This is a genomic window from Rhodoglobus sp. GW821-FHT12B09 (assembly GCF_058809925.1).
The window spans coordinates 55,635-78,797 of record NZ_JBXATB010000002.1; the positions used below are offsets into that span (position 1 = coordinate 55,635).

The 23,163-nt window shown below is 67.3% G+C and carries 19 protein-coding genes and 1 tRNA gene; 6 read left to right on the top strand and 14 right to left on the bottom strand.

Annotated elements, in window-relative coordinates:
- The first annotated feature begins 52 nt into the window (after positions 1 to 52).
- Positions 53 to 1,132, top strand: a complete 1,080-nt coding sequence (locus AC1RTC_RS04790) for a DNA glycosylase AlkZ-like family protein (RefSeq protein ID WP_493154335.1) — start codon at positions 53 to 55, stop codon at positions 1,130 to 1,132.
- Here the strand turns inward: AC1RTC_RS04790 and AC1RTC_RS04795 are convergent.
- Positions 1,100 to 1,456, bottom strand: a complete 357-nt coding sequence (locus AC1RTC_RS04795; protein ID WP_493154336.1) for a DUF2200 domain-containing protein — start codon at positions 1,454 to 1,456, stop codon at positions 1,100 to 1,102. The two genes, AC1RTC_RS04790 and AC1RTC_RS04795, sit on opposite strands and share 33 nt — an antisense overlap.
- 26 nt (positions 1,457 to 1,482) lie before the next feature.
- Here AC1RTC_RS04795 and AC1RTC_RS04800 point away from each other — a divergent pair, with 26 nt between their 5' ends.
- The 4 genes from AC1RTC_RS04800 to helR all read left to right on the top strand — a co-directional run bounded on the left by AC1RTC_RS04800 (position 1,483) and on the right by helR (position 6,039).
- Positions 1,483 to 2,076, top strand: a complete 594-nt coding sequence (locus tag AC1RTC_RS04800; RefSeq protein WP_493154337.1) for a gamma carbonic anhydrase family protein — start codon at positions 1,483 to 1,485, stop codon at positions 2,074 to 2,076.
- Positions 2,057 to 2,905, top strand: coding sequence for an AraC family transcriptional regulator (locus AC1RTC_RS04805; protein ID WP_493154338.1), 849 nt, complete (start codon positions 2,057 to 2,059; stop codon positions 2,903 to 2,905). The genes AC1RTC_RS04800 and AC1RTC_RS04805 overlap by 20 nt, the downstream gene beginning before the upstream one ends.
- Before the next feature lie 9 nt (positions 2,906 to 2,914).
- A complete protein-coding gene (locus AC1RTC_RS04810) occupies positions 2,915 to 3,787 on the top strand; it encodes an NAD(P)-dependent oxidoreductase (RefSeq protein WP_493154339.1) in 873 nt (290 codons plus the stop codon).
- 68 nt (positions 3,788 to 3,855) lie between these two features.
- On the top strand, positions 3,856 to 6,039 hold the full coding sequence (gene helR, locus AC1RTC_RS04815; protein WP_493154340.1) for an RNA polymerase recycling motor ATPase HelR: 2,184 nt from the start codon (positions 3,856 to 3,858) through the stop codon (positions 6,037 to 6,039).
- On the opposite strand, the gene AC1RTC_RS04820 is transcribed toward helR, so the two are convergent.
- From AC1RTC_RS04820 to AC1RTC_RS04880, 13 genes are all read right to left on the bottom strand, one after another.
- Positions 6,032 to 7,264, bottom strand: a complete 1,233-nt coding sequence (locus tag AC1RTC_RS04820; RefSeq protein ID WP_493154341.1) for an RNA polymerase sigma factor — start codon at positions 7,262 to 7,264, stop codon at positions 6,032 to 6,034. The genes helR and AC1RTC_RS04820 overlap by 8 nt on opposite strands.
- Complete coding sequence (locus tag AC1RTC_RS04825; RefSeq protein WP_493154342.1) at positions 7,261 to 7,686, bottom strand: YciI family protein; 426 nt, start codon at positions 7,684 to 7,686, stop codon at positions 7,261 to 7,263. The genes AC1RTC_RS04820 and AC1RTC_RS04825 overlap by 4 nt, the downstream gene beginning before the upstream one ends.
- 87 nt (positions 7,687 to 7,773) lie before the next feature.
- Entirely contained in the window at positions 7,774 to 8,298 is a 525-nt protein-coding gene (locus tag AC1RTC_RS04830; protein ID WP_493154343.1) for a putative immunity protein, read from the bottom strand.
- 139 nt (positions 8,299 to 8,437) lie between these two features.
- Positions 8,438 to 8,620, bottom strand: a complete 183-nt coding sequence (locus AC1RTC_RS04835) for a hypothetical protein (protein WP_493154344.1) — start codon at positions 8,618 to 8,620, stop codon at positions 8,438 to 8,440.
- A 48-nt stretch (positions 8,621 to 8,668) separates the two neighbouring features.
- Positions 8,669 to 9,133: a hypothetical protein gene (locus AC1RTC_RS04840; RefSeq protein ID WP_493154345.1), complete on the bottom strand. Its 465-nt coding sequence runs from the start codon at positions 9,131 to 9,133 to the stop codon at positions 8,669 to 8,671.
- A gap of 399 nt (positions 9,134 to 9,532) precedes the next feature.
- Positions 9,533 to 9,907 carry a hypothetical protein gene (locus tag AC1RTC_RS04845; protein ID WP_493154346.1) on the bottom strand — a complete coding sequence of 125 codons (375 nt, stop codon included), beginning with the start codon at positions 9,905 to 9,907 and terminating at the stop codon, positions 9,533 to 9,535.
- A 458-nt stretch (positions 9,908 to 10,365) separates the two neighbouring features.
- Entirely contained in the window at positions 10,366 to 10,869 is a 504-nt protein-coding gene (locus tag AC1RTC_RS04850) for a hypothetical protein (protein WP_493154347.1), read from the bottom strand.
- Positions 10,823 to 11,569, bottom strand: coding sequence for an RHS repeat domain-containing protein (locus AC1RTC_RS04855; protein WP_493154348.1), 747 nt, complete (start codon positions 11,567 to 11,569; stop codon positions 10,823 to 10,825). Before AC1RTC_RS04855 ends, AC1RTC_RS04850 begins: the two co-directional genes overlap by 47 nt.
- Before the next feature lie 87 nt (positions 11,570 to 11,656).
- Positions 11,657 to 12,175 (bottom strand): hypothetical protein, encoded by a 519-nt coding sequence (locus AC1RTC_RS04860; protein ID WP_493154349.1) that lies wholly within the window; start codon positions 12,173 to 12,175, stop codon positions 11,657 to 11,659.
- Between the two features lies 1 nt (position 12,176).
- A complete protein-coding gene (locus AC1RTC_RS04865; protein WP_493154350.1) occupies positions 12,177 to 12,473 on the bottom strand; it encodes a hypothetical protein in 297 nt (98 codons plus the stop codon).
- On the bottom strand, positions 12,464 to 12,859 hold the full coding sequence (locus AC1RTC_RS04870) for a hypothetical protein (RefSeq protein ID WP_493154351.1): 396 nt from the start codon (positions 12,857 to 12,859) through the stop codon (positions 12,464 to 12,466). The genes AC1RTC_RS04865 and AC1RTC_RS04870 overlap by 10 nt, the downstream gene beginning before the upstream one ends.
- An 18-nt stretch (positions 12,860 to 12,877) precedes the next feature.
- Complete coding sequence (locus tag AC1RTC_RS04875; protein WP_493154352.1) at positions 12,878 to 21,070, bottom strand: PA14 domain-containing protein; 8,193 nt, start codon at positions 21,068 to 21,070, stop codon at positions 12,878 to 12,880.
- Positions 21,071 to 21,380: 310 nt separating this feature from the next.
- A tRNA-Pro gene (locus AC1RTC_RS04880) sits at positions 21,381 to 21,454 on the bottom strand.
- Positions 21,455 to 21,614: 160 nt separating this feature from the next.
- Between AC1RTC_RS04880 and AC1RTC_RS04885 the strand changes: the two genes are divergently transcribed.
- Positions 21,615 to 23,090 carry an MDR family MFS transporter gene (locus AC1RTC_RS04885; RefSeq protein WP_493154353.1) on the top strand — a complete coding sequence of 492 codons (1,476 nt, stop codon included), beginning with the start codon at positions 21,615 to 21,617 and terminating at the stop codon, positions 23,088 to 23,090.
- The last annotated feature ends 73 nt before the right edge of the window (positions 23,091 to 23,163 follow it).

A 23,163-nucleotide genomic window follows, 5' to 3' on the forward strand; every position in this document is an offset into this window, starting at 1 on the left:
CCCTACGGGTGGGAGGTGCGGCTCCACCTCTTCGCGAGGTAGCCTCGCCAGCGTGACCCACGTCCTGTCGCGCGACGAGGCCCGGCGCATCGCGGTGCGGGCCCAGCTGCTGGATGCCCGCCGCCCCGCCGACCTCGTCGACACCGTGCGGCAGCTGACGTTCGTCCAGCTCGAGCCCACGGCAGCGGTCGCCCCCACCGCCGACCTCGTGCTGTGGAGCCGCCTCGGCCAGGGCTACGAGCCGGCCGACCTGACCACGGCGCTCGAGGTCGACAACTCGCTCTTCGAGCTCGCGCTGCTCGTGCGGCCCATGGACGACCTGCCGCTGTTCCGCGCGGAGATGGCCGGGCCGCCCAAGTACGAGCAGACCGCGCGCTGGCTCGACGACAACGTCGAGTTCCGGCAGGACATCCTCGACCGGCTCGAGGTCGAGGGGCCGCTGATCGCCCGCGAGATCCCCGACACCAGCATCGTCTCCTGGCCGTCGAGCGGGTGGAACAACAACCGCAATGTGATGATGATGCTCGAGTGCATGATGATGCGCGGTGACATCGCGGTGGCCAAGCGCGAGGGCCGCGACCGCGTGTGGGATCTCGCCGAGCGCGTCTACCACTCGGACACGCCGACAGTCCCGCTCGACGAGGCGCTGCGGATCCGGGCATCCCGCAGGCTCACCGCGCAGGGGCTCGTGCCGACCAGGACGCCCGACCTGCCCGTGGAGACCACGCGCGTCGGCGAGGCGGGGGTGCCCGCCACGATCCAGGGGGTGAAGGGCGCCTACCGGCTCGACCCGGCCGCGCTCGACCTGCCGTTCGAGGGACGCACGGCGCTGCTCTCCCCCTTCGACGGTCTCATCCGCGACCGCAAGCGCATGAAGGAGCTCTTCGAGTTCGAGTACGCGCTCGAGATGTACAAGCCCGCGGCCCAGCGGCAGTGGGGTTACTACGCGCTGCCGATCCTCCACGGCGACCGCCTGGTGGGCAAGGTGGATGCCACGGCCGACCGCGCCCGCGGCGCCCTCGTCGTCCGCGCCGTCCACGAGGACGCGCCGTTCTCGCGGGCCGACCTCGACGCGGAACTGCAGTCCCTCGCGGACTGGCTAGGGGTGGAGCTCGCCCGATCGGAGGATTGACTCCATCTTCTTGCCGCGCGCGAGCTCGTCCACGATCTTGTCGAGGTAGCGGATCTTCTGCATCAGCGGATCCTCGATCTCCTCGACCCGCACCCCGCAGATCACGCCCGTGATGAGCGCCGCGTGCGGGTTGAGGCGCGCCTCGGCGAAGAAGTCCGTGAACGTGGTGCCGGCGTCGAGATGCTTTTTCAGCTCCGCCTGGCCGAAGCCGGTGAGCCACTCGATGAGCTCGTCGAGCTCGGCCCGGGTGCGGCCCTTCTTCTCCACCTTGGCGACGTACAGCGGGTACACGCGGGCGAAGGGCATCGAGAAGAACCTGCTCACCGTTCCAGCGTAGCTATCATTCGAGGATGCTCGTCGAACACCGCGGAATCCGGCCCCAGGTCCACCCCACCGCGTTCATCGCGCCGACCGCGGTCGTGAGCGGGGAGGTGTCCGTGGGCGCGGGCGCGCGCATCCTGCACGGGGCGGTGGTGACCGCCGAGGACGGCGCTGTCGTGCTGGGCGAGAACGTGGTGGTGATGGAGCAGGCGCTCGTGCGCGGCCGGGCGGGTCACCCCGCGACCGTCGGCAACGCCGTCATGATCGGGCCCCACGCGCACGTCAACGGCGCGACGATCGGCAGCGGAGTCTTCATCGCGACCGGCGCCTCGCTCTTCCCCGGGGCGGTGGTCGGCGACGGCGCCGAGGTGCGCATCAACGCGGTGGTGCAGGTCAACACCCGTCTGGATCCCGGGGCCGTGGTGCCGATCGCCTGGGTCGCGGTGGGCGACCCCGCACAGCTCTTCCCGCCCGACCAGCACGACGCGATCTGGGCTGTACAGCGCGAGCTCGACTTCGTGGGCACCGTCTACGGCGCCACCCGCGAGACCACGATGGCCGAGCTCATGGCCGCCCAGTCCGACTTCTACGGCGCGCACCGCGATGACACTGTTGTCGGCTGACGAGCCCTCCACCCGGCTGCGGTTCGGCCGCGGTGCCGAGGGCATCGAGCGCATGGAGGCCACGTTCCGGGGTGGCGGCTTCGAGCCGCACCGGCACGACCGCTACGCCATCGGCGTCACGCTGCAGGGGGTGCAGAGCTTCGCGTACCGGGGGTCGCAGCACGCGGGGCTGCCCGGCGAAGGGCACATCCTCCACCCCGACGAGCTGCATGACGGCGTGCCGGGCACCGAGGCCGGCCTGCGCTACCGCATCGTCTACGTCGACCCGGCGCTCATCCACCGCGCCCTGGACGGCGGCGCCCTTCCGTTCGTCGCCGACCCGGTGGTCGAGCGCCGTGCGGTGGCGCCGGCGCTGCTCTCCAGCCTCCGCGACCTGGACGAGCCGCTCGGCGAGCTCGAGGCGGTGGAACTGGTGACGGCGCTCGCGGACAGCCTTCGGCAGGGCTCGTCGGAGCGCCCGGCGCGGCGCGGGCCGCTCGCGGTGGACGCACTCGCGCGCGTCCGTGGGCTCATCAGCGACGACCCCGCCGCGCAGCACTCCCTCGCCGAGCTCGAGGCCGTCTCCGGCCTGACCCGCTGGGAGCTGGCCCGGCAGTTCCGCGCGGCGTACGGCACGAGCCCCACGCAGTTCCGCATCATGCGCCAGCTCGATCAGGCCCGTCGGCTGCTGATGACCGGCGCTGCCGTAGCGACGGCCGCAGCGGAGTCCGGGTTCGCCGATCAGAGCCACCTGTCGAGGCTGTTCAAGCGGACCTACGGCATCACGGCCGCCGCGTGGCGCAGCGCCGTCGCACAACCGTTCACGACGGGCAGCACCGCCGCCCGCTAGAACGGGAGCATGGCAACCGGATTCATCGGCCTCGGCATCATGGGACAGCCGATGGCGCTCAACCTCGCGCGCGCCGGCGAGGAGCTCGTGGTGTGGAACCGCTCCCCCGCCCGGTGCGAGCCCCTGCGCGCTGCGGGGGCGCGAGTCGCGGCGGATCCGGCCGGGGTGTTCGCCGCGGCATTCACCGTCATTCTCATGCTCATCGACGAGGCGGCCACCGACGCCGTGCTCGCGCGCGGCACGCCCGACTTCGCGCGGCTCGTCGCGGGCCGCACGGTCGTGCAGATGGGCACAGTCTCGCCGGGCTACTCGCGCGACCTCGAAGCCGACGTGCGGGCCGCGGGCGGGCGCTACGTCGAGGCGCCCGTCTCCGGCTCGAAGGTGCCCGCCGAGAACGGCATGCTGGTCGGGATGCTCGCGGGCGACCCGGAGGCTGTGGCGGAGGTGTCCGCTCTCCTGGCACCGATCTGCCACGAGCGCATCGAGTGCGGCGCCGTGCCGGGCGGACTGCTCACGAAGCTCGCCGTGAACATCTACCTCATCACGATGGTCACCGGTCTGATGGAGTCCGTCCACTTCGCGCAGCGGCAGGGACTCGATATCGCGACCGTGGCCGCCGTCCTCGACGCCGGCCCCATGGCGAGCCCGATCTCGCGCCTGAAGCTCGCCAAACTGGCCGCCGGCGACTACTCGGCCCAGGCGGCCATCGCGGACGTGCTCAAGAACAGCCGCCTCGTCGCCGAGTCGGCGCGAGAGGCGGGCATTGCCGCGCCGCTGCTCGAGGAGAGCTATGCGCTCTACGCGGAAGCGCTCGACCTCGGGGAGGGAGCGTCGGACATGATCGCGGTGCTGCGGGCGATCGAGGCTCGGGAGAAAGAGTAACTCTCTCCATTTTCAAGGTATATCCGAGTGGGGGGCTTGCCGCAAGACCCCCTCGCGGCGGATGATCGATGACCGTGACTACCAGCGCCTTCGACCTGCCCGCCCGACTCTCCGCCAAAGCCGACCCCGCCCTCATCGCCACCGACGAGGCGCACTTCGCCGCGCTGGGCGCGAGCCTCGAGCACTCGGTCGCAGAACTCTCCGCCCGGCTGGACGCGGAGCGCAGGGCCCCCGGCGGCACCGGCCAGGCGGCACTGGAGCGCGATCTGGAGGTCCACCGCCTCACCGCCCGGCTGCGCGCGCTGCGGCGCTACGGCCTCGACCTGTGCCTCGGGCGCATGGTCGCCGACGACGGCTCCGAGCCGGTCTACGTCGGCCGCTTCGGGCTGACCGACAGCGACGGTCGGCGCCTCCTCCTGGACTGGCGCTCCCCCGCCGCGGAGCCGTTCTTCGGCGCCACCCACGCCAACCCGATGGGCCTCGTGAGCCGCCGCCGATACCGCTGGACCCGCGGGCGCATCAACGACTACTGGGACGAGGTGTTCACGGCCGACGGCCTCGAGGGGCACGCCGCCGCGCTCGACGACCAGTCGGCGTTCATCGCCAGCCTCGGCAGCAGCCGGTCGCCGCGGATGCGCGACGTGCTGGGCACGATCCAGGCGGACCAGGACGCGATAATCCGGGCGGGCGCGCGCGGCGCCCTTGTCGTGGACGGCGGCCCCGGCACCGGCAAGACGGTCGTGGCCCTGCACCGGACCGCCTACCTCCTCTACTCCGACCCGCGCCTGAGCCAGAGCCGCAGCGGCGTGCTCTTCGTCGGGCCGAGCCAGGGCTACCTCGCCTACGTCGACGACGTGCTCCCGAGCCTCGGCGAGGAGGGTGTGCACACCTGCACCCTCCGCGACCTCGTCACCGAGGGGGCTGCCGCGATCAAGGACACTCCGGATGCGGCCAGGCTCAAGTCGTCCGCCGAGCTCGTGGGCGCGGTCGAGACCGCGGTCCGCGTCTTCGAGCTCCCGCCGACGAGGACCGTGACCGTGGAGACCGCGTGGGCCGACATCCGGATCACCCCCGCCGACTGGGCCGAGGCCTTCGAGGCCGCCGACGCCGGGACCCCGCACAACGAGGCGCGCGAGGAGGTCTGGGACGCGCTGCTCGACATCCTCCTCGACCAGCTCGGGGAGGAGCGCGAGGAGGAGTCCGCCGACTTCGACGCGTACGGCCTCTCCCGCGACCGGGACGGCGGGCTCCGCGAGGGGCTCGCGGACGACCCCGAGCTCGCCGCCGCGTTCGCCCGGGCCTGGCCGCTGCTCGAGGCGGCGGACGTCGTGGCCCGGCTCTGGACGGACCGGTCGTTCCTACGCCGGTGCGCGCCGTGGCTCGGTCCCGACGACGTGGAGGCCCTGCAGCGGTCGGATGCCCGGGCGTGGACGGTCTCCGACCTGCCGCTGCTCGACGCCGCCCGCCTGCTGCTCGGCGACCCCGAGGCATCCCGACGCCGCCAGCAGCAGAGCGCCGCGGCGGCCGCCGAGCGCAGGCGGATGTCTGACGTGGTGGACGACCTCATCGCGAGCGACGACTCCGATCTGAAGATCATGTCCATGCTCCGCGGGCAGGATCTGCGCTCCACGCTCGTCGACGAGGCCGCCCTGCCGAGCATCGACCCGGACGTGCTGGCCGGCCCGTTCGCGCACATCGTCGTCGACGAGGCGCAGGAGCTTACGGATGCCGAGTGGCAGATGCTCCTCGCCCGCTGCCCGTCCCGCAGCTTCACCATCGTGGGCGACCGCGCGCAGGCGCGGCACGGGTTCACGGAGTCGTGGCGCGAGCGGCTCGAGCGGGTAGGACTCACCCAAGTGTCGCTGAGCTCCCTGAGCATCAACTACCGCACGCCCGAGGAGGTCATGGCCGAGGCGGAGCCCGTGATCAGGGCGGTGCTGCCGGATGCCAACGTGCCCACCTCGATCCGGAGCAGCGGCATCCCCGTGCTGCGCGGAGCGGTGGAAGAGCTGCGCGCGATCCTCGACGCCTGGCTCGCCGCCCACGACGAGGGGATCGCGTGCGTGATCGGCGAGCCCGCGCTCCCCTCGGGGCCGCGGGTGCAGTCGATCGCGCCCGAGCTGTCGAAGGGGCTCGAGTTCGACCTCGTCGTGCTCGTGCATCCGGAGCGCTTCGGAGCTGGCATCGAGGGCGCCGTCGACCGGTACGTCGCCATGACGCGGGCGACTCAGCAGCTGGTACTGCTCAGCTGAGCGCCGCCGCCTTGGCCATAAGCAGGTCGCGCTGGCGGTCGTTGCCCGCGAGCCCGGCCGCCGTGACGAGCTCTGACCGCGCCTCCTCCGTGCGGCCGAGCCGCGCGAGCAGCTCGCCCCGCACGCTCGGCAGCAGGTGCGACCCGCGGAGGGTGCCCTCCGCCGCCAGCCGGTCCACGATGAGCAGAGCGTTTGCCGGCCCGGTCGCCATCGAGACCGCGACCGCGCGGTTGAGCTCGACGACCGGGTTGGGCGCGAGCTGGCCGAGGGCCTCGTAGAGCAGGACGATCCGCTCCCAGTCCGTCTCCTCCACACTCGGCGCGGTCGCGTGGCACTCCGCGATCGCGGCCTGCAGCGCGTACGCGGTGCGCCCACGGCCCAGCGCGTCTGCGTGGGCGAGGGCCGCGGAGCCGCGGGCGATCTGGGCGCGGTCCCAGCGCGACCGGTCCTGGTCGGTGAGCAGCACCGGGGTGCCGTCGCGCCGCGTCCGGGCGCCGAACCGGGAGGCCTGCAGCTCCATCAGTGCCACCAGCGCGTGCACCTCCGGCTCCCGCGGCAGCAGCACCGCGAGCACCCGGCCCAGTCGCAGCGCCTCATTGGCGAGCTCGGTGCGAATCAGGCGGTCGCCGGATGTCGCGGCATACCCCTCCGTGAAGATCAGGTACACCACCGCGAGCACGCCGGCCAACCGCTCCGACCACTCACTCGGATCCGGAACCTCAAACGGCACTTTGGCGAGCGAGAGCGTCCTTTTCGCCCGCACGATGCGCTGCTGGATGGTGGCCACCGGCACGAGGAACATCCGCGCCAGTTCCTCCGTGCCGAGACCGCCCACAACACGGAGGGTGAGGGCGACCTGCGCCTCCCGGGTGAGCACTGGGTGGCAGGCGGTGAAGACGAGACGCAGGAGGTCGTCGTCGATCGGCTCCCACTCGTCTTCCGCCGTCCGGCTGGCCAGGTCGTGCGCGATCGCCTCGTGGCGGGCATCCAGCCGCTCTCGCCGGCGCCAGCCGTCGATGGCCTTGCGCTTCGCGACGGCCGTGAGCCAGGCGCCCGCGTTCTGCGGGACGCCCGACTCCGGCCACTGCACGAGCGCGTCGGCGACAGCCTCCTGCGCGAGGTCCTCGGCGAGGCCGAGGTCGCCGGTCATCTTCGCGAGCGTGGCCACAATGCGCCCGCCCTCGATGCGCCAGACGGCGTCGACCGTGCGACGGATGTCGGTCACGCCTTCTTCGCCTCCTCGGCCCGCCAGCCCTTCTCCTTCTGGATGAACTCGTTGTCGGCGTAGTCGGCGAAATCGCTCTCGTCGGTCACGCGGCGCACCTCGAGCTTGTTGCCGGGCGTGAGCGGAGCGCGGCTCGCCCACTCGGCGGCCTCCTCCTTGGAGGACGCCTCGATGATCCAGAAGCCGTTGAACAGCTCGTTGATCTCGCCGTAGGGGCCGTCGGTGATGATCGGCTTCTCTGCCGAGAAGTCGACGACGAAGCCCTGCGCCGCGTCGGTGAGGCCCTCGCCCGCGAGCAGCACGCCCGCCTTGATCATCGACTCGTTGTAGGCGCCCATCGCATTGATGACCTCCTCGAAGTCGAGCTTCTCGTACGCCGCGACTGCCTCTGCCGAGCCGCGCATGATGAGCATGTACTTCATGGTGTTTCTCCTTAGACCGGGGCCGCCCGATGCGGCCTCATACTCACACGTCGACTGGCGAGAGCGGATATCGACATCGTCGCGAAACTATTTTCCTAGCGCCACCTGAAGCTCCCGGATGACCTCGCCGAGGCCACCCTTCGCTAGCAGCCCTGCGCCCAGCGGGCCGGCTGAATCCGTGCCCAGCGCGGGCAGCCTGCGGAGCGCCTCACGGACCTCCTCGGTCATGTGCTCAAGCTGCCACCCCACCTCGTCGTCGCGCGTGCCCGGAGCCGCGAGCTCCGCCGCCTTCGCTGCATAGGCTGCCGCGCCGAGGGCATGCGCCCCCATGTGAGCAACGCCGGATGCCTGCCCGGCGGCTCGGGCGGCGGCGATCGCGGCCGGGCTCGTGGCGGAGTTCGCGGCCCGTCCCGCCTCGAAGCGGCGGCGGATCTCCCCCACCGCGGTCAGCTCGCCGCGGCCGAACGCCCGCGCGCGGGCGATGCCGTCGCGCGCCCGGTCATCCTCCGGCGCCTCGGCCTCGAAGAGGTGGAGCACGCGCTCGGCGCAGTCGGCCGCCCAGAGTGCCACGATGCGGCGGTCGGTCTCACTGAGGGACTGCGGGGAGGGCATGGGACTACTCTGGCAGGCTGGGTCGGAGCGGGCACGTCAATCCAGGGATCGACGAACGCGAACCGGACCTCCCTCGAGGACCGCTCCAGAGTGACCAGCTCCTGATGAGTGATGTACTCCACCCCGCGTGCGCAGCGGGCTACATTCGCCAGTGAGGTCTCTTCATATGCCGGTCCGCCACGTCGTAGCTCAGCGTCTGATCCGCCAGCAGCGTCGTGTTGCCGTGCCCGTCGTACTCCAGCGTCGGGATCGGCCCGACCGTGGTCAGCGTCCCCGCCGACACCGGCGACACGGCGTCGACGATCGCCGCCTTGACCACCACTCGTACCCGGAGACTGACGTCGGTTCTCTGCGTCTCAGTCCAACCGGTTTAGTTTCTCGTCCACCTACCCGACAGTTCATCCGCCATGGAAACTAGTTCGACAGCCGGCTGCCGGGCGGATGGGGCGAATACGGATGGCACCCCGGCGTCAGCAGTCGAGACCAGGATTTCATTGCCCGACCTGGTGTGCTCGATCCACCCACGATTCTCGGGTAGGTCAGGGCGGCCGTAGTACGGCCACTCCCACCGAACCCGGCGCGCGTCGCCTATTCGAAACGAGTCGTGGTCGACAGTAACGTCAGTCGGATTCCATACCTCAAGTGTCTCACCGAGGTTGAACATGACGACTAGCTGCCCGGAGTCGCCGACGGTCGCGGCGACGACAGAGTGGATGTTGTCGATCCGGCCACCAAAAACGTCGCCGAAGACCACGAGGGAACCCGACTTTACGCTAGGAAGCAGGCCGTAGATGGTTTCTGCAACTTTGACAGGATCAGACACCGCATCTTTCATCTTCCCATTCTCTTGCGCCTCAATAGTTTCCAGGCAGCGTAACGATCATCTCCAATTGACCTGAGACGTCGGTGGGCGAAATATGCATGACACCAGACACAAGAGCGTCGTACTCGGTCGCTGCTTCATCCCGAAAATCTCGGACTCCGGCTGGGTCAAATTCCCACAATAGATCCCGGATCTGGTCTCGCACGCTCTGATCGTGCACGCTCAAAAAGCTCGCCTCCCGTCCGACCTAGCCCACATAGTGATGATCAACCTAGTCGTTGGGTTCACGGCCACGACCGCGATAGTTCTCGGGGTGCCATCCGCAAGAAAACTGGATCGCCATAGCCTGCCCGAGAGCAGTGTTGACGACTACGAAGGCGTCCGCCAGGAAGGCGATCATCGTGACGACGCTCACTTCGCGACAAAGCTGGTCAACTCGGCGTCGAGCTTCTTGCCAGACCCGTCAACATGAACTGTGCATGACCATTGGTAGGTAAGGGTGTTGCCCGCCCGCACTTGGGTGTCACCTGTCACGTCATAATAAAGGCCATCAGCGACCCGCTGATCGGCGGATGTAATTGTAAGGATCACGCTATTGACTGGTGCCTGATCCTCACGTAGCTGCGCCGAGGTCGCAAGTTGCACGCACGGGCCCACCTCCAATTCGAACGGACCTGCTTGGTCCAGGTTCACGCGCAGAGCGTCGGATGAACAACCACCTAGAAGGGCAATCAATCCGAGCAAGATGGCTATTGCGAGCATCGCCGAGCGGTTGCCTGGCCTCATTTGACTCATCCTTTCGCCATTGTGATCCGACTCACCAGTTGCAAGCTCCTGCAGGCGTCCCTTGATCCCACATGCGCCCTGGAGCCGTAGCCAACCAACCCGGATTGTCCGAGCGGTATGCCCCCCGTTGAAGGGATGGCGCCTTTGGATTCCTTATAAGTCTCGAGACGACGCCGTGCCGACCATGCGGTGCAGGAGTACCTCAGTCGTCGTCGTGCCTCTTCGCGGCGGCACGACGACGTTCACGGTCAAGCCAGATGGCAATTGGTGCGAATATCGCGATAAGAAGCAAGGACGCAGCCCACACCCAGAGGCGCGGCAGGTTCGAAGGCGGAAATCCCGCGATGAGACCTGCGAACACGACGACCGTCGCCGAGACCCACCACAAGATTTGTTTGCCTGTGCTCACCGTCCCACACTCTCTCTTCTGATTGCTAGACCGCTCCCACGTCCCATTACTACTTCCGACCCATCAGGTGACCCCAGAAGACCTTCGAAACTTTCGGAGGTTTAGGGGCGAGCCCAACGCGAATTCTGGCACCGTCCACAATTCCCTCTCTAAGCGCTCTCATGACCGCTCCGCTTGTTCCGCGCGTCACCGGATCCACAAGATAGCTCACAGCCTCTAGCGGTTCCGTCTTGTGCCCAAAAGCACCGTCAATCAGGAACTGCCCAGGCACCATGATCGGCATCGCGATTGCTATCGCTCCGATGGCGACACATCCCAATCCCGCTGTCGCCCCACAAACCGCGGCGGCCCCTGCGACTGCTAGCGACGCAACCGCGTACGTGAAGAGTACCTGCGTGACGACGCGGAGCGAGATATCAAATCCGAAGATGTCGAACGTGACGTCCGACTCGGCGGCGCCGGTCAGGTCCCAGCGCCCAATCGGATCTATGGCGTACGCATAGCTGTCACTTGTGCCACGCCTCGACGGCGTCGACGGAGAGGAACCGTCCAAGCGCGGCGACGTACTGCCGCACGCCCATCTCGATGGTCGCGATCGACCCTTGATGCTCGAGGAGTTTCCTAGCGCCGCCGACCCAGGCGTAGTCCACCTCCCCCGGCGAGTTGTCCGCCACAGAGTCGTCCGCGGTCAGGGTCCCGATGCATCCCGTGACCGGGTCGATCGGCTGCCCGAACGGGTCATAGCTAGCCCGCACCCCGACCCGCACACCAGCACTGTCGGCGGTGAGGATGCTGTCGCCGTGCAGATTCGGATACGACCACGACTGCGTACCGCCCGACACCGGGATGGACACACTGGCCCCGCCCGGCAGCGACAGATCCCGCTGGATCAGCGTGCCGACACTGTTGAGCACCCCGAACTGGGCCCCGTTGCCGAACGTGTACTTGATCGTCGTCGCGCCCGTCGGACCGGGCGGGTCGTCCGTGCGGGCAACGACGCGCCCCGTGGCATCCCGCTGGTACTCCACCGTCGTGCCATCGGCCAGCACCGTCTTCATGTGCCGGTCCGCCACGTCATAGGTCAGCGCCTGATCCGCCAGCACCGTCGTGTTGCCGTGCCCGTCATATGCCAGCGTGGGGTTCGGCCCGACCGTGCTCAACGTCCCGGCCGACACCGGCGACGCCCCTACCGGTGGGTTGGTGACACTGGTCGACACCAGCCGGTCCGCGTTGTCGTAGCAGTACGACGTCACACTCGGTGTTCCGCCGTCCTGCACATCCGTGAACGAGGTGCGGTTGCCGTCTCCCGTAGCGAGACACTAGACCCGACCCGGGCATCTCTAGTCGTCGATGACAACGTCCTTGAGCCAGTGATTCCACAAATTTTCGGAATAGTTGCTCTTCGGGAGTATCCCGATGCTCTCCTGTGAAAGGAACCTGCGGAGTTCGGCCATCGTCAGGCCCCCGCTGTCAGGGGGTGTCATTCGTCGCCATCCACCGGGGACGAACTTGCAGTCAGCGCGCAATACATCCGACTGCGTCCAACGAATCGATACGTAGGAACCCTTGTACCGACCGTCGGTGACGATTCCGATTAGCGGTTCGTCGAGGTCAATTGAGGAAGCCGACGGCAAGGCCGGGCTGGAGCGTTTGACTGATTCGGCCTCGCTGAACACTTCTCGTTTAGTTTGGGCGCGGCGATACTGGACAACCGACGCGAGGAGAATGGCCGCCGAGACTAACGCCCACGTGAGTACCCTGGTCACAACCGGACCGCCAAAGAAAACGAGAAGAACTGGCGGAATGAGCAATACCCAGACCCACCCTGCGCGCCACAGGTGAAGCAGCCAACCGCTCATTTCATCCCCATTTGGCCAAGCTTCGCATAAGTCCATCGAACTGACTCAACGGCGCGTCATCCGTGCGGGCCACAATCCGCCCCGTGGTATCCCGTTCATACTCCACCGTCGTGCCGTCGGCCAGGGCCGTGCCCACGTGCCGGTCGGCCACGTCGTAGGTCAGGGTCTGGTCCGCGAGGACCGTCGTGTTCCCGTGCCCGTCGTACACCAGCGTGGGGCTCGGCCCGACCGCGTCGTGCCAGTACGACGACGTCTCCGCTACAGAACCATTCGTGAGCGTGTTCTGGCCTAAGGCCATCTACCCGCCGACCCGGAGATTGATCCGAGTTCGCCTCGCGCGTCAGGGACCGCGGTCGAGTAGAACGGCGAGCCTGCCAGAGCGAATTTCCGGCGTAGGCCCATGACGCGGTCCTCGATTTCGAGATCGAGGTCGTCGGGTGCCCAATCCACCTTGAGTTCATCAACAACCTTCTGCATTAGACCTGAACGATGGTCCACGAAGATCTCGCCACCGAACTCGTCGGGACTGGGTTCGAAGAACGCCTGCCAGAAGGCGGCGTTAGGATCTCGATCTTCAGTTGCGAGGTGAAGGAACACGTACCGCCCCACCATGTCTCCGTCATGGCAGTACCCAATTCGGCCAGTTCTCGGCCACGTTAGAGGGTTCAGGTCATGGATGCTCATGCGTCCGTCCGTTCCTAACTAAATTCGGTGCATCACGTGCAGCCCGCCGCGAACGCCCACCGCACCGAATACTGATCTCCACTGTCCCTGAACATTGAGATAGGGAATGCGATACGTATTCCCTAAAGTTGCCGCACGAGTCGATGTAAGCAAAATTCCACCACCGTCCGCGGTGATTCGCACGGTTGGATTGCTGCCGACCCAGTCCTTTCCTGCCTGAATCGAGGCTTCGACTGACCCCGGCATACTCTTATTGGCCTTGATCGACTGAGCCGCGTATCTTGCCGCCGCCGCCGAGATGGCAAGCGCTTCGCGATCCAATGCACCGGCCGCGGTTGAGAAGGCCATCCGACCGGCACGGATGGTTGAACTCGCCCATCCAGCCTCCGCAAGGCTATACATCTCAAGGAGTTGCAACCCCTGATCCATCGCAACAGCCTGCACGTACAGGTCCTGGTCGGTCCAGTTTCCGGCAGCCAGAAATCCTTCGCACTGAAAGTACTCCATACCAGCCATACCACCGCAAACGCTGCGACCGGAAAGGTCCGAGCTGTTGATGGGGTCGGCGGGGTAGTCGTAGCTGTTGCTCACCCCGCCCTCTACGGGGTCGACGGACAGGAACCGTCCCAACGCTGCGACGTACTGCCGCACCCCCATCTCGATCGTCGCGATCGAGCCCTGGTGCTCGAGGAGCTTTCTAGCGCCGCCGACCCAGGCGTAGTCCGCCTCCCCCGGCGAGTTGTCCGCGACGGAGTCGTCCGCGGTCAGGGTCCCGATGCATCCCGTGACCGGATCGATGGGCTGCCCGAACGGGTCATAGCTAGCCCGCACCCCGACCCGCACACCAGCACTGTCAGCGGTGAGGATGCTGTCGCCGTGCAGATTCGGGTACGACCACGACTGGGTGCCGCCCGACACCGGGATGGACACACTGGCCCCGCCCGGCAACGACAGATCCCGCTGGATCAGCGTGCCGACACTGTTGAGCACCCCGAACTGGGCCCCGTTGCCGAACGTGTACCGGATCGTCGTCGCACCCGTCGGACCGACCGGGTCATCCGTGCGGGCAACGATCCGCCCCGTGGCATCCCGCTGGTACTCCACCGTCGTGCCATCGGCCAGCACCGTCTTCATGTGCCGGTCCGCCACGTCATACGTCAGGGTCTGATCCGCCAGCACCGTCGTGTTGCCGTGCCCGTCATATGCCAGCTTGGGGTTCGGCCCGACCGTGGTCAGCGCCCCGGCCGTCACCGGGCTCGCCCCGGCTGGCGGGTTGGTGGCACTGGTCGACACCAGCCGGTCGGCGTTGTCGTAGCAGTACGAGGTCACCGACGGTGTTCCGCCATCCTGCACATCGGTGAACGAGGTGCGGTTGCCGTTCATCCCCGCGTTCGGGTTCGACACGCACCCGCCCGTCGAGGCGAACGCGTACGACAGCGTGTGCCGCGGGATCACCGCCGAGATCAACCTGCCCGCCGCGTCGTACCGGTAGGACGACACCTCCACCGTGGCACCGTCCGTGAGCGTGTTCTGCAGGATCCGGCCCGACTGCGACCGGATCACACTGTCGGTCACCGACGCCTGAGGCGCAGTGCCCGCCGGGACCTCCTCGTCCCACGCATCCTCGACCACCGAGATGTCATCGACCAGGATGCTCGCATCCTCCGTCACCGCCAACCCCGACACCGTCACCTCGTGACTGGCCGCCGTCGCCGTGAACGTGTACGTCGACTCCGCCCACACCGGCACACCCGACACGGCACCCGCCGCCAGCACACCATCACCAGCGCCGACATCAGTGACGCCGAGCGAGGAAGTCGTGACCACCGTCGCATCGTCGACCGAGGCCAGCCACGCGTGGACCGTGTACGACCGGCCAACCGTCAGACCCTCGACGATGCGGGTCAGGGTCACCGGGTCCGGTCCAGTCTGCTCCAGGACGGCAGACAGAGCTCCGCCGTGCGCGTTTGCGCTGGTGGCCTCGCCGGAGCTCGCGACCCATCCGTCGTGGCCCGCCTCGAACCCGGCCTCATACACAGTTGAGTCCGAGTGCGGAACCGTGGATGCCGCGGTCGCGACATCCGGGAACGACCAGGTGATCCCGTCCGTCGACCCGGTCGCACCGCGGGTGATCGCCGCCAACGTGCTGCCGTTGACGTAGTTCACCGACGCCAGCAGCTGGTCAGAGCCGTAGACGGGGTCGGCGTACTCCACACCGTCGAGGTAGAACTTCTCCACCTTGCCGTCGAGGTCGTAGTCGAACGACTGCACCGACGCCGCCCCGCCCGGCGGAGTGGTCGACACCGACAGCACCCGGCCGGTCAGCGGCTCGTAGCTCGGGGTCGTGACGGTGTTCCACACGTCGGTGTACGACACCACCCGGCCCAGCAGATCGGAGACGGTCGTGATGCGGGAGCCGTTCGGGGAGCCATCGACCGCGCCGTCACCGACGGAGGTGACAAGCGGGTTGAAGGTGGTCGCGTCGCGGTACGAGTTCGTCACCGTCCGCGCGGCGGTCCCGTTGAACGACGACAGCACGGTCGAACTGACTCGGCCGCGAGCGTCGAAATAGGTGCACGACCAGCCGTCGTCCCCCGTGCGCTTCGTGCCGACGGTGCGGCCGAACAGGTCGTACACGTACTCCGTCACTACCGCAGCGCCGGTGCCGGGGGTCGGGCCAGTGCTGGACTTGAGGAAGCCGTACTGCGGTGTGTTGGCGGGAAGGCCGCAGATGATCGAGCCGAGCTTCTCGGTGTCTCCCCAGTACGTGAAGGTGGAGCCAGCAGTGTCGGCGGGCAGATCCTGGGCTACGGCGGAGGGCAGCCTTTTCGTGAGTCGGCGCATCCACCCGGTGGGGTTGCCGCTGTTGACCTTGAGGTCGCCGGTCGCTGTCGGGATCGAGAGCAGGGTCATCTGTCCAGATCCGTTGTTGCTGCGCGCCCAGAGGAGGGACTTGAGCCCCGACCAGCCGGAGCCGAGGAGAACACCGGTCGCGCTGACCCCGCCGCTTCCGGTGCCGGCGTGAACTTTCAGGGAGCCGTCGGAGAGTGCGGCGAGCACGTCTGCGTTGCCGTCACCGGTGAAGTCGCCCGCACCGACGAAGGCGCCGTAGCTCGCGAACCCCGAGCCGATCGTCGGGTACGGCCCGCTGAATCCTCCGGTTCCGGTGCCGGGATACAGCTGCAGGGTTCCGTCTGTTTTGACGGCGATCAGGTCGGAGGTGCCGTTGCCGTTGAAGTCGCCGGGGGCGATCACGATCCTGAACGTCTCCCAGCTCGAGCCGATCTGCGGGTACGACCCGGTCCACCCGCCCGCCCCGTTTCCGGGGTATAGGTAGAGCGCGCCGTCGGAGGCGAGGGCGAGCACGTCGACCTTTCCGTCGCCGTTCCAGTCGCCAGGAGTGATGACCTGTTTGAAGCCCGCCCAGCCGGTACCGATGGTGGCCCCCGCGCCATACCCGCCGACGCCGTCGCCTGAGAAGAGCTTGAGCACGCCGTCGGTCTGGATGGCCATGAGGTCGGAGTTGCCGTCGCCGTTGAAGTCGCCCGGAGCGAGGACGGACTTGTAGCTCGCCCATCCCGTGCTGACTGTCGCCGCGGAGCTCGCCTGGAACGCGTTGGTCGCCGTGAGCCCCTCGTAGGTGTTCTCGGTGCGAAGTGCGAGCCCGTCCGGGTCGACGGTTGTCGACAGAGCGGTGCGCATCCACGGTTGGTCCCCGTAGCCGTTCTCGATAACCGTCGATGGCACATCAGCGCTGGTGAAGCCAGCGGGCGCAGAGTCGTCCGTCGTTGACCTCACCGCAAGCCCGTAGTCCGGCGAAAGGTTGCTGACGGGAACCGGTGTATACGTCAGGGAGCCGGGCGTCTTCCAGTCGAGCCGGAGTCTGGCGGTGCCCGTGAAGTCGGCGTACTCGATGCGGATGCGGTGCTTCTGCCCGGCCGTCGTCGAGATGGGGACACCCGTGGGCGAGTCCTTGATCGCGGTACTGGTGTTCCAGTTGTCCACGACAAGGAGGTCGTCCACCCACACGCGGGTAGCGTCGTCGGAGAAGGTGCTGAGCGTGTACGCGCCCGCGTCCGGGAACGTGATCAGACCGCTCATCCTGACCGAGAAGTTGTCGTTGGCGCCCACGCCGTACGGCCCCAGCCTCGCCCAGTCCTCGTCTACCGCACCGTCGTCCGCGTCGACAGCTGCCGACCCGGTCAAGCCCAGGCTGAAGAGGCGGGGCTGGCCCGACAGCCTCGAGTTCGCGTAGTAGGCGGTGTGCAGACCGCTGAGGCTGTCGTACGCAGTCGAGCTGTGCGCTGGGGTGATCGGGCAGGAGGAGGGCGTGTCGAAGCAACCAACGGGAGCCGGCCCTGTCGTGCCCACTGGGCGGTCCTGGTCGTCGTAGGTCGTCGTGGTCCTCAACCCCTGAGGGCTGGTGGAGGTCGCGATTGCGTCCTTCGCTGTCCAAGTCTGCGAGGCGGTCAGCCCCATCGGACTGGTCACCGTCTCCTGCCGCCAGGAAGCGTCGTAGGTCACCGTTGAGACGGGCCCGGTCACGCCCGCAGCCGTCACGACGGTCGTTCCAGCGCCTTCGTTCGTCGGCTTGCCGTAGTCGTAGAAGCGCGCCGGCCGCTCGACCGGGCTCACGCCGTCTGGGTCGGGCAGAGTCACGGAGGTGATGCGCCCCACCGTGTCGTACACGATCGAGGTGTGGTGGATCGCCGTCTCGCTCACCGACGGCTGGGTGGCGAGCCACTCCGTCACTAGCGGGTTGGTGATCTCGGATATGCGGCCCGTGCCGTCGTAGACGAAGCTGACAACGCTCATACTCGTTGCAGCGGTGCCCGGATCCTGGATGCGCACCAGCTGGCCGTTGGCGTTGTAGAACAGCTGAGTGGTGTCGTCCGTACCGGGCACATGGCCGGGGTAGACGATGCGGCACAGCATCCCGACGGGGGCGTTGACCGTGCCCGTGGCCGTCTTGCACGCGGAACTGGACGCACCGGCGTCCGCCGCCCCCAGACCTAGCGAGGTATTCGTCACAAGGTCTCCGCCGTAGACGAACTGCACCTTGCGCTGCGTACCGCCCGACCGGACTGTCACGGCGTCGGTGATCTTGTCGGCCTGGCCCGTCGGCCGGTAGGAGATCACGGGCGCAGCCGATTTCAGGATGTCGGCCGCCCCGGTGACGCTGGAGACCTTGCCCTGCGCAGTGAACTGGTAGACGGTGCCGCTGTCGTCGGTCAGCACCACTAGCCCGCCCTTGTCGAGCGACAGGATGCCGTACTCCCCGTACGGCGCGGTATACCCGCCGGTGTCGTTCTTGGCGTAGGTGTGTACCCCGCCGCTACTGTCGGTCAGGATGACGGCGCTCTCCGTGATCCGCGCCGCCGAGTAGGCGCTGCCTGCGCCGGCGATCGCCGTGGACGTCGACCACCCCTCGGGAAGCGTCCGGATGTCCGGCGAGAACCACTCCGACGGCACCCGCTTGTCGTCAGAGCCCGTGGACGAGCCGCCGGGCGGGCGGTACCAGAGGTCCACCGACGCGGAGCCGGTGTCTTCGAAGTAGTCGAGCTGGAACTTGTACGGAGTGCCCGGCGTGATCGCCGCTGTAGTGGTCGCCCACTGCTTCGTGGATCCGGTCACGTTGCCGACCACCCACGACTTCAGAAGTTCGATCTTGGTCTGCCCCCAGAGGATCTTCACACCGTTGTCTCGAGTGACGCCGAAGGTGTAGTTGCCGTTCTTGAGCAACGGGTCAGAGCTGCCGGTGGGCACAGTCAGGTACCCCGACCAACTCGCCAGGAACTTGTTTGGATCGACAGCCTCGGCCGGCGACTTGTCCTCCCAGTTGAAGTTGATCGACGGGTCGGTGCGCACCATCACCGGAGTCTTGTTCGTGATGTCGTACGTCGGTGCCGTCGCGCCCGGGCCCTGCGCGTTGTAGTACGAGCCGACAAGCCCGTGGTAGCTCTCCGGCGTGCGGAGGGAGTTGTACGTGAACGTCAGGCCCATCGGGCCGCCCAGCGTGGTGACCGTCGGCGACGAGAAGCTCAGGTTGCCGTTGCCGTTGGCCAGATTCACTGAGACCGCCCCGGCCTGGTCATATGGCGAGGGGCCGGATGCCCCCAGGCGCAGATTGACCTTGAAGTGACCGGTGAACGCGGGCGCCGTGACGTCCCTCTTGTTGTAGGTCGATACCGACCAGGTGTAGGTTCCGCCGTCCTGCAACGCACCCATCGGAACCTTGTCCCAGAACGGCTCGTCCAACCAACCTGAGCTGGCGATCGCGCCGCTCTGCCCGTCGCTACCGGTGGCAATCCGGAACTGGTACTGCGGGATCACCGCATCGGGCGACGTGACGGCGGCGACGGACAGTTTCGGCTGCAAGGTGGTCAGTGTTGCGTTGTCCAGGGGTGCGAGCGCTGCTGGCGGTGCGGGCATCCGGGGCTGCTCGGTGAAGGACGTCGTCGCGCTCACCGTCGTGCATCTCTCAGTGGTCTGGTCGAGCCGGCCCTCATAGAAGGCATCTCGTACGCAGCCCTGCCAGTAGTACAGCGCCCCTGGGACAAGCCCTGCGGTGGAAGGCACCTGATACTGCGGCTTGTCGGACCAGGTGCTCACGTGCAGCGGTGTACCGCCCGCACCGAGGGAAGCGACAGTCGTCCCGACTCTGAATCTGTACTGCAGCGCGTTTGGCCCGGTCGAGGCAACTTGGAACTTTGCGCCGCCAATGCCGCCGCTGACGGTCGAATAGGGCGTGACGACAGTGGGAACAGTGGGCATGTTCTGGTAGATGATTACCAGCCGGGTATCCATCGCCTTGCGGCTGTAACTACTTCCTTCGTCCCCTGTCATCAGCAGGTTTCCCGCCGGTGCCGATGCTTTCACCCACGCTGCCAGGTACCAAGCCAGGGAGCCGTGTGCCAGGTTCTGGGTATCCGTCGCCCAGTCGACATCACCAGTGAACGTGAGGGGCTGCATGTAGGCCGCGGACGGGCAGGAGTACGCCCAACAACTCGTCGCGTAAAGACCGCCGGTGAACGTCGATTCGCTCCCGTTGAGGTACGCGGCCTGGATTCCGGCCCCGAGGACCTGCTTGCCGAAGAGCGCGTCATACGGGTAGTGGACGACCGTGCGCCAGTACTTCGCGGTCGCCTCACCGCTGTTGCCCACTTGAACGTAACTGGAGTCGACGGGCCCGTCGGACTTGTAGGCGATCAAGCTGCTGGCGGCTATCGGATCGGTCTGGAGGGTCGGGTCAACGAACACCGGGTACACGCGCTGCGGGTCGTCCAGCCACTCATCGCTCGCGATCGCGGTCAGTCGCCAGATGTCGCCGTACTTCGCGAGCGACGTCGCCAGAGGGAACGCATCCTGCCGCTCCCCGTCCGTTCCGGACGAGTCCCACATCACCATCGCCGGAATCGTCATCACAACCCGGTTGTCGGAATCCTTGAACCTGATGTCGCCTGCCGCGCCGCGCACCAGGGTCAGATCCGGGGCGGAGATGTCCCACACCCAGCGGTTGTCGCCGGGCGCCGGCGCGGAGTTGAGCACGATGGTCTCTTTGATCCTGCCCGCGTCCACGTTGTAGGTCAGGTCGGCATCTTCTAGGGCGTCCTCGTACACAATCTCGTCGCGCCAAGTGCCGTCGTCCGAGTCATGGACTCGCGCGGATGCGGCTTCCGCACCCACGAGGGAGATCGCTACCGTGTGCCCGTCGCGCGTGACAGTGAATGCGCCGTCCTCATCTGCATGGTCGGCGAACTCAGGCTGTAACGGGTGCGCCTCGACACCCCAGTTGCCGTCGCTCCCCCGCGTGATGACCGTCGTGACGTCCTGCCACTGACCGTCGACGAGCGCGTTGATCGGATCGGCGGACAGCTCGGCGATCATCCTGCCGTCGCCTAGTTCGTATGCGTTGGACCACTCGGTCTGCTCCACAGGCGGCTGAGCATCCGGATCGAAATCGAAGTTGCTCGGCTCAGTGGGACGGTAGCCCGTGCCTCGACCGACCTCCTCGGATACCGGCACCGGAAGCTCCTGGGCGACCGTGTAGTCGCCGTCCTGGGGCGTTGGAACCTCCGGCACCACCGGTGCGGAGGGCAGCACCGGAACGTCCGCTGCTGACGGCAGCACGACCTCCTCCGCGGTCGCCGGGACCGGCGTCAAGAGGGTGACGACCAGTGCCCAAGTTGCAGCGATCGCGACAAATGGCACAGCACGGAGCAGCTTCAATTTCACCAGACCCAGGACGACCCGAGCTCGGGAGCGCTGCGGGAGTGAGGCCAACGTATGGGGCGAGCTCACAGGAACGCCAGAGTGAACGCAAAGATTGCTCGGAAGTGGGCTACCCCACTTCGGGGGTCACGGAGTCGAGGGCTTCCGCAGCGCATCGGAACACACTCGGGACGGCCAGAAATCCGCAAGGTCTCGCGGAGATGAGCGGTGTTGGCTGAAGACAACAGCAATGCCCCGCAGGTAAGACGGAAACGGCCACCGATATCGGTGGCCGTTTCTGTCATCTCGGTCGGGCTGACAGGATTTGAACCTGCGACCCCCTGACCCCCAGTCAGGTGCGCTACCAAGCTGCGCTACAGCCCGTGACAACTCGAATAGCTTAGCGTGTTCGCGAGGGGCGAAAGCTCAGTCGCCGATTCCAGTGGAGCAATGTCGGTGGAATAAGACATGATGTTCACAACGTTTACTTTCCGTGCGGGCCGGGTTGCCCGTGTCCTCCGCAGCTCAATCGACGGGAACATCCATGTCTGACGACACCCTTACAGCACCAGCCGCCACGGGCGTGGCTCCCGACCACCGTCGGCGCAACAGCCTCGTCATCAACCTGATGCTCGTGGCCACCTTCGTGGTGTTCCTCAACGAGACCATCATCAGTGTCGCGATCCCGGCAGTCATGGCCGACCTCAGCATTCCCGCGAGCACGGCCCAGTGGCTCACGACGGCATTCATGCTGACGATGGCCGTCGTCATCCCGACTACCGGGTTCCTCATGCAGAGGCTCAACACGCGCACCGTGTTCATCCTCGCTATGAGCCTCTTCAGCCTCGGAACGGCGATTGCGGCAATCGCGCCCGGGTTCGAGATCCTGCTCGCCGGCCGCATTGTCCAGGCGAGCGGCACCGCGATCATGATGCCGCTGCTCATGACGACGGTGATGACCCTTGTCCCGCCGCACGAGCGCGGCAAGACCATGGGCAACATCTCCATCGTCATGTCGGTGGCGCCGGCCCTCGGCCCGGCAATCGGCGGTGCCATCGTGCAGGGCCTCCACTGGCGCTTCATCTTCATCATCGTGCTGCCCATCGCGATCGCCGCGCTGGTGCTCGGCGCGATGCGCGTGCAGAACGTCACCGAGCCGCGCAAGGTGCCGCTCGACACCCTGTCGGTCATCCTCTCGGCGTTCGCATTCGGCGGCCTGATCTACGGGCTCTCGAGCCTGGGCGAGTCGGCCGCGGGCGCCGCCCCGGTCGCGCCGTGGATCCCGCTCGCCGTCGGCGGCACGGCACTGGTCCTGTTCATCGTGCGGCAGCTGGTGCTGCAGCGCGGCGACCGCGCGTTCCTCGACCTGCGCACCTTCAAGTCCCGCGGGTTCACCGTCGCGATCGTGCTCATGGTCATCATGATGGGCGCGCTGTTCGGCACCGTCTTCCTGCTGCCGATCTACACGCAGAAGGTGCTCGGCATCGACCCCGTCTACAGCGGGCTCCTGCTCGTGCCCGGCAGCCTCCTGATGGGTGTGGCCGGCCCGTTCATCGGTCGCCTGTACGACCGCTTCGGGCCGCGGCCGCTGATCGTGCCCGGCGCCGTTGTCGTCAGCATCGCACTCTGGGGCTTCTGGATGCTGCTGGGCGAGGGCACTCCGTGGGGCGTCGTCCTCGGGCTGCACGTGTTCCTCAGTGTGGGTCTCGCGTTCATGTTCACGCCGCTGTTCACGTCGTCGATGGCCGCGCTCAACCCGCGCCTCTACTCGTACGGCAGCGCCACGATCGCCACCGTGCAGCAACTCGCGGGTGCTGCCGGAACGGCGCTCTTCGTCGCGCTGTTCACCATCGGCTCGATCACGGCCGGCGGCGATCCCGACGGCGTATCCGCGGAAGCGGTCGGCGTGCACAACGCCTTCATGGCCGGCGCGTTCATCTCGCTGCTCGCCATCGTGGCCGCGCTCTTCGTGCCCAAGCCGGTCGAGTTCGACCACGCCGGCGCCGAGGGCGGGCACTAGTCCTCAGGCGGTTGAGTAGGGCGCTCTGGCGCTCGTATCGAGACCAGGTTTCGATACGGCCGCGGGCGGCCTA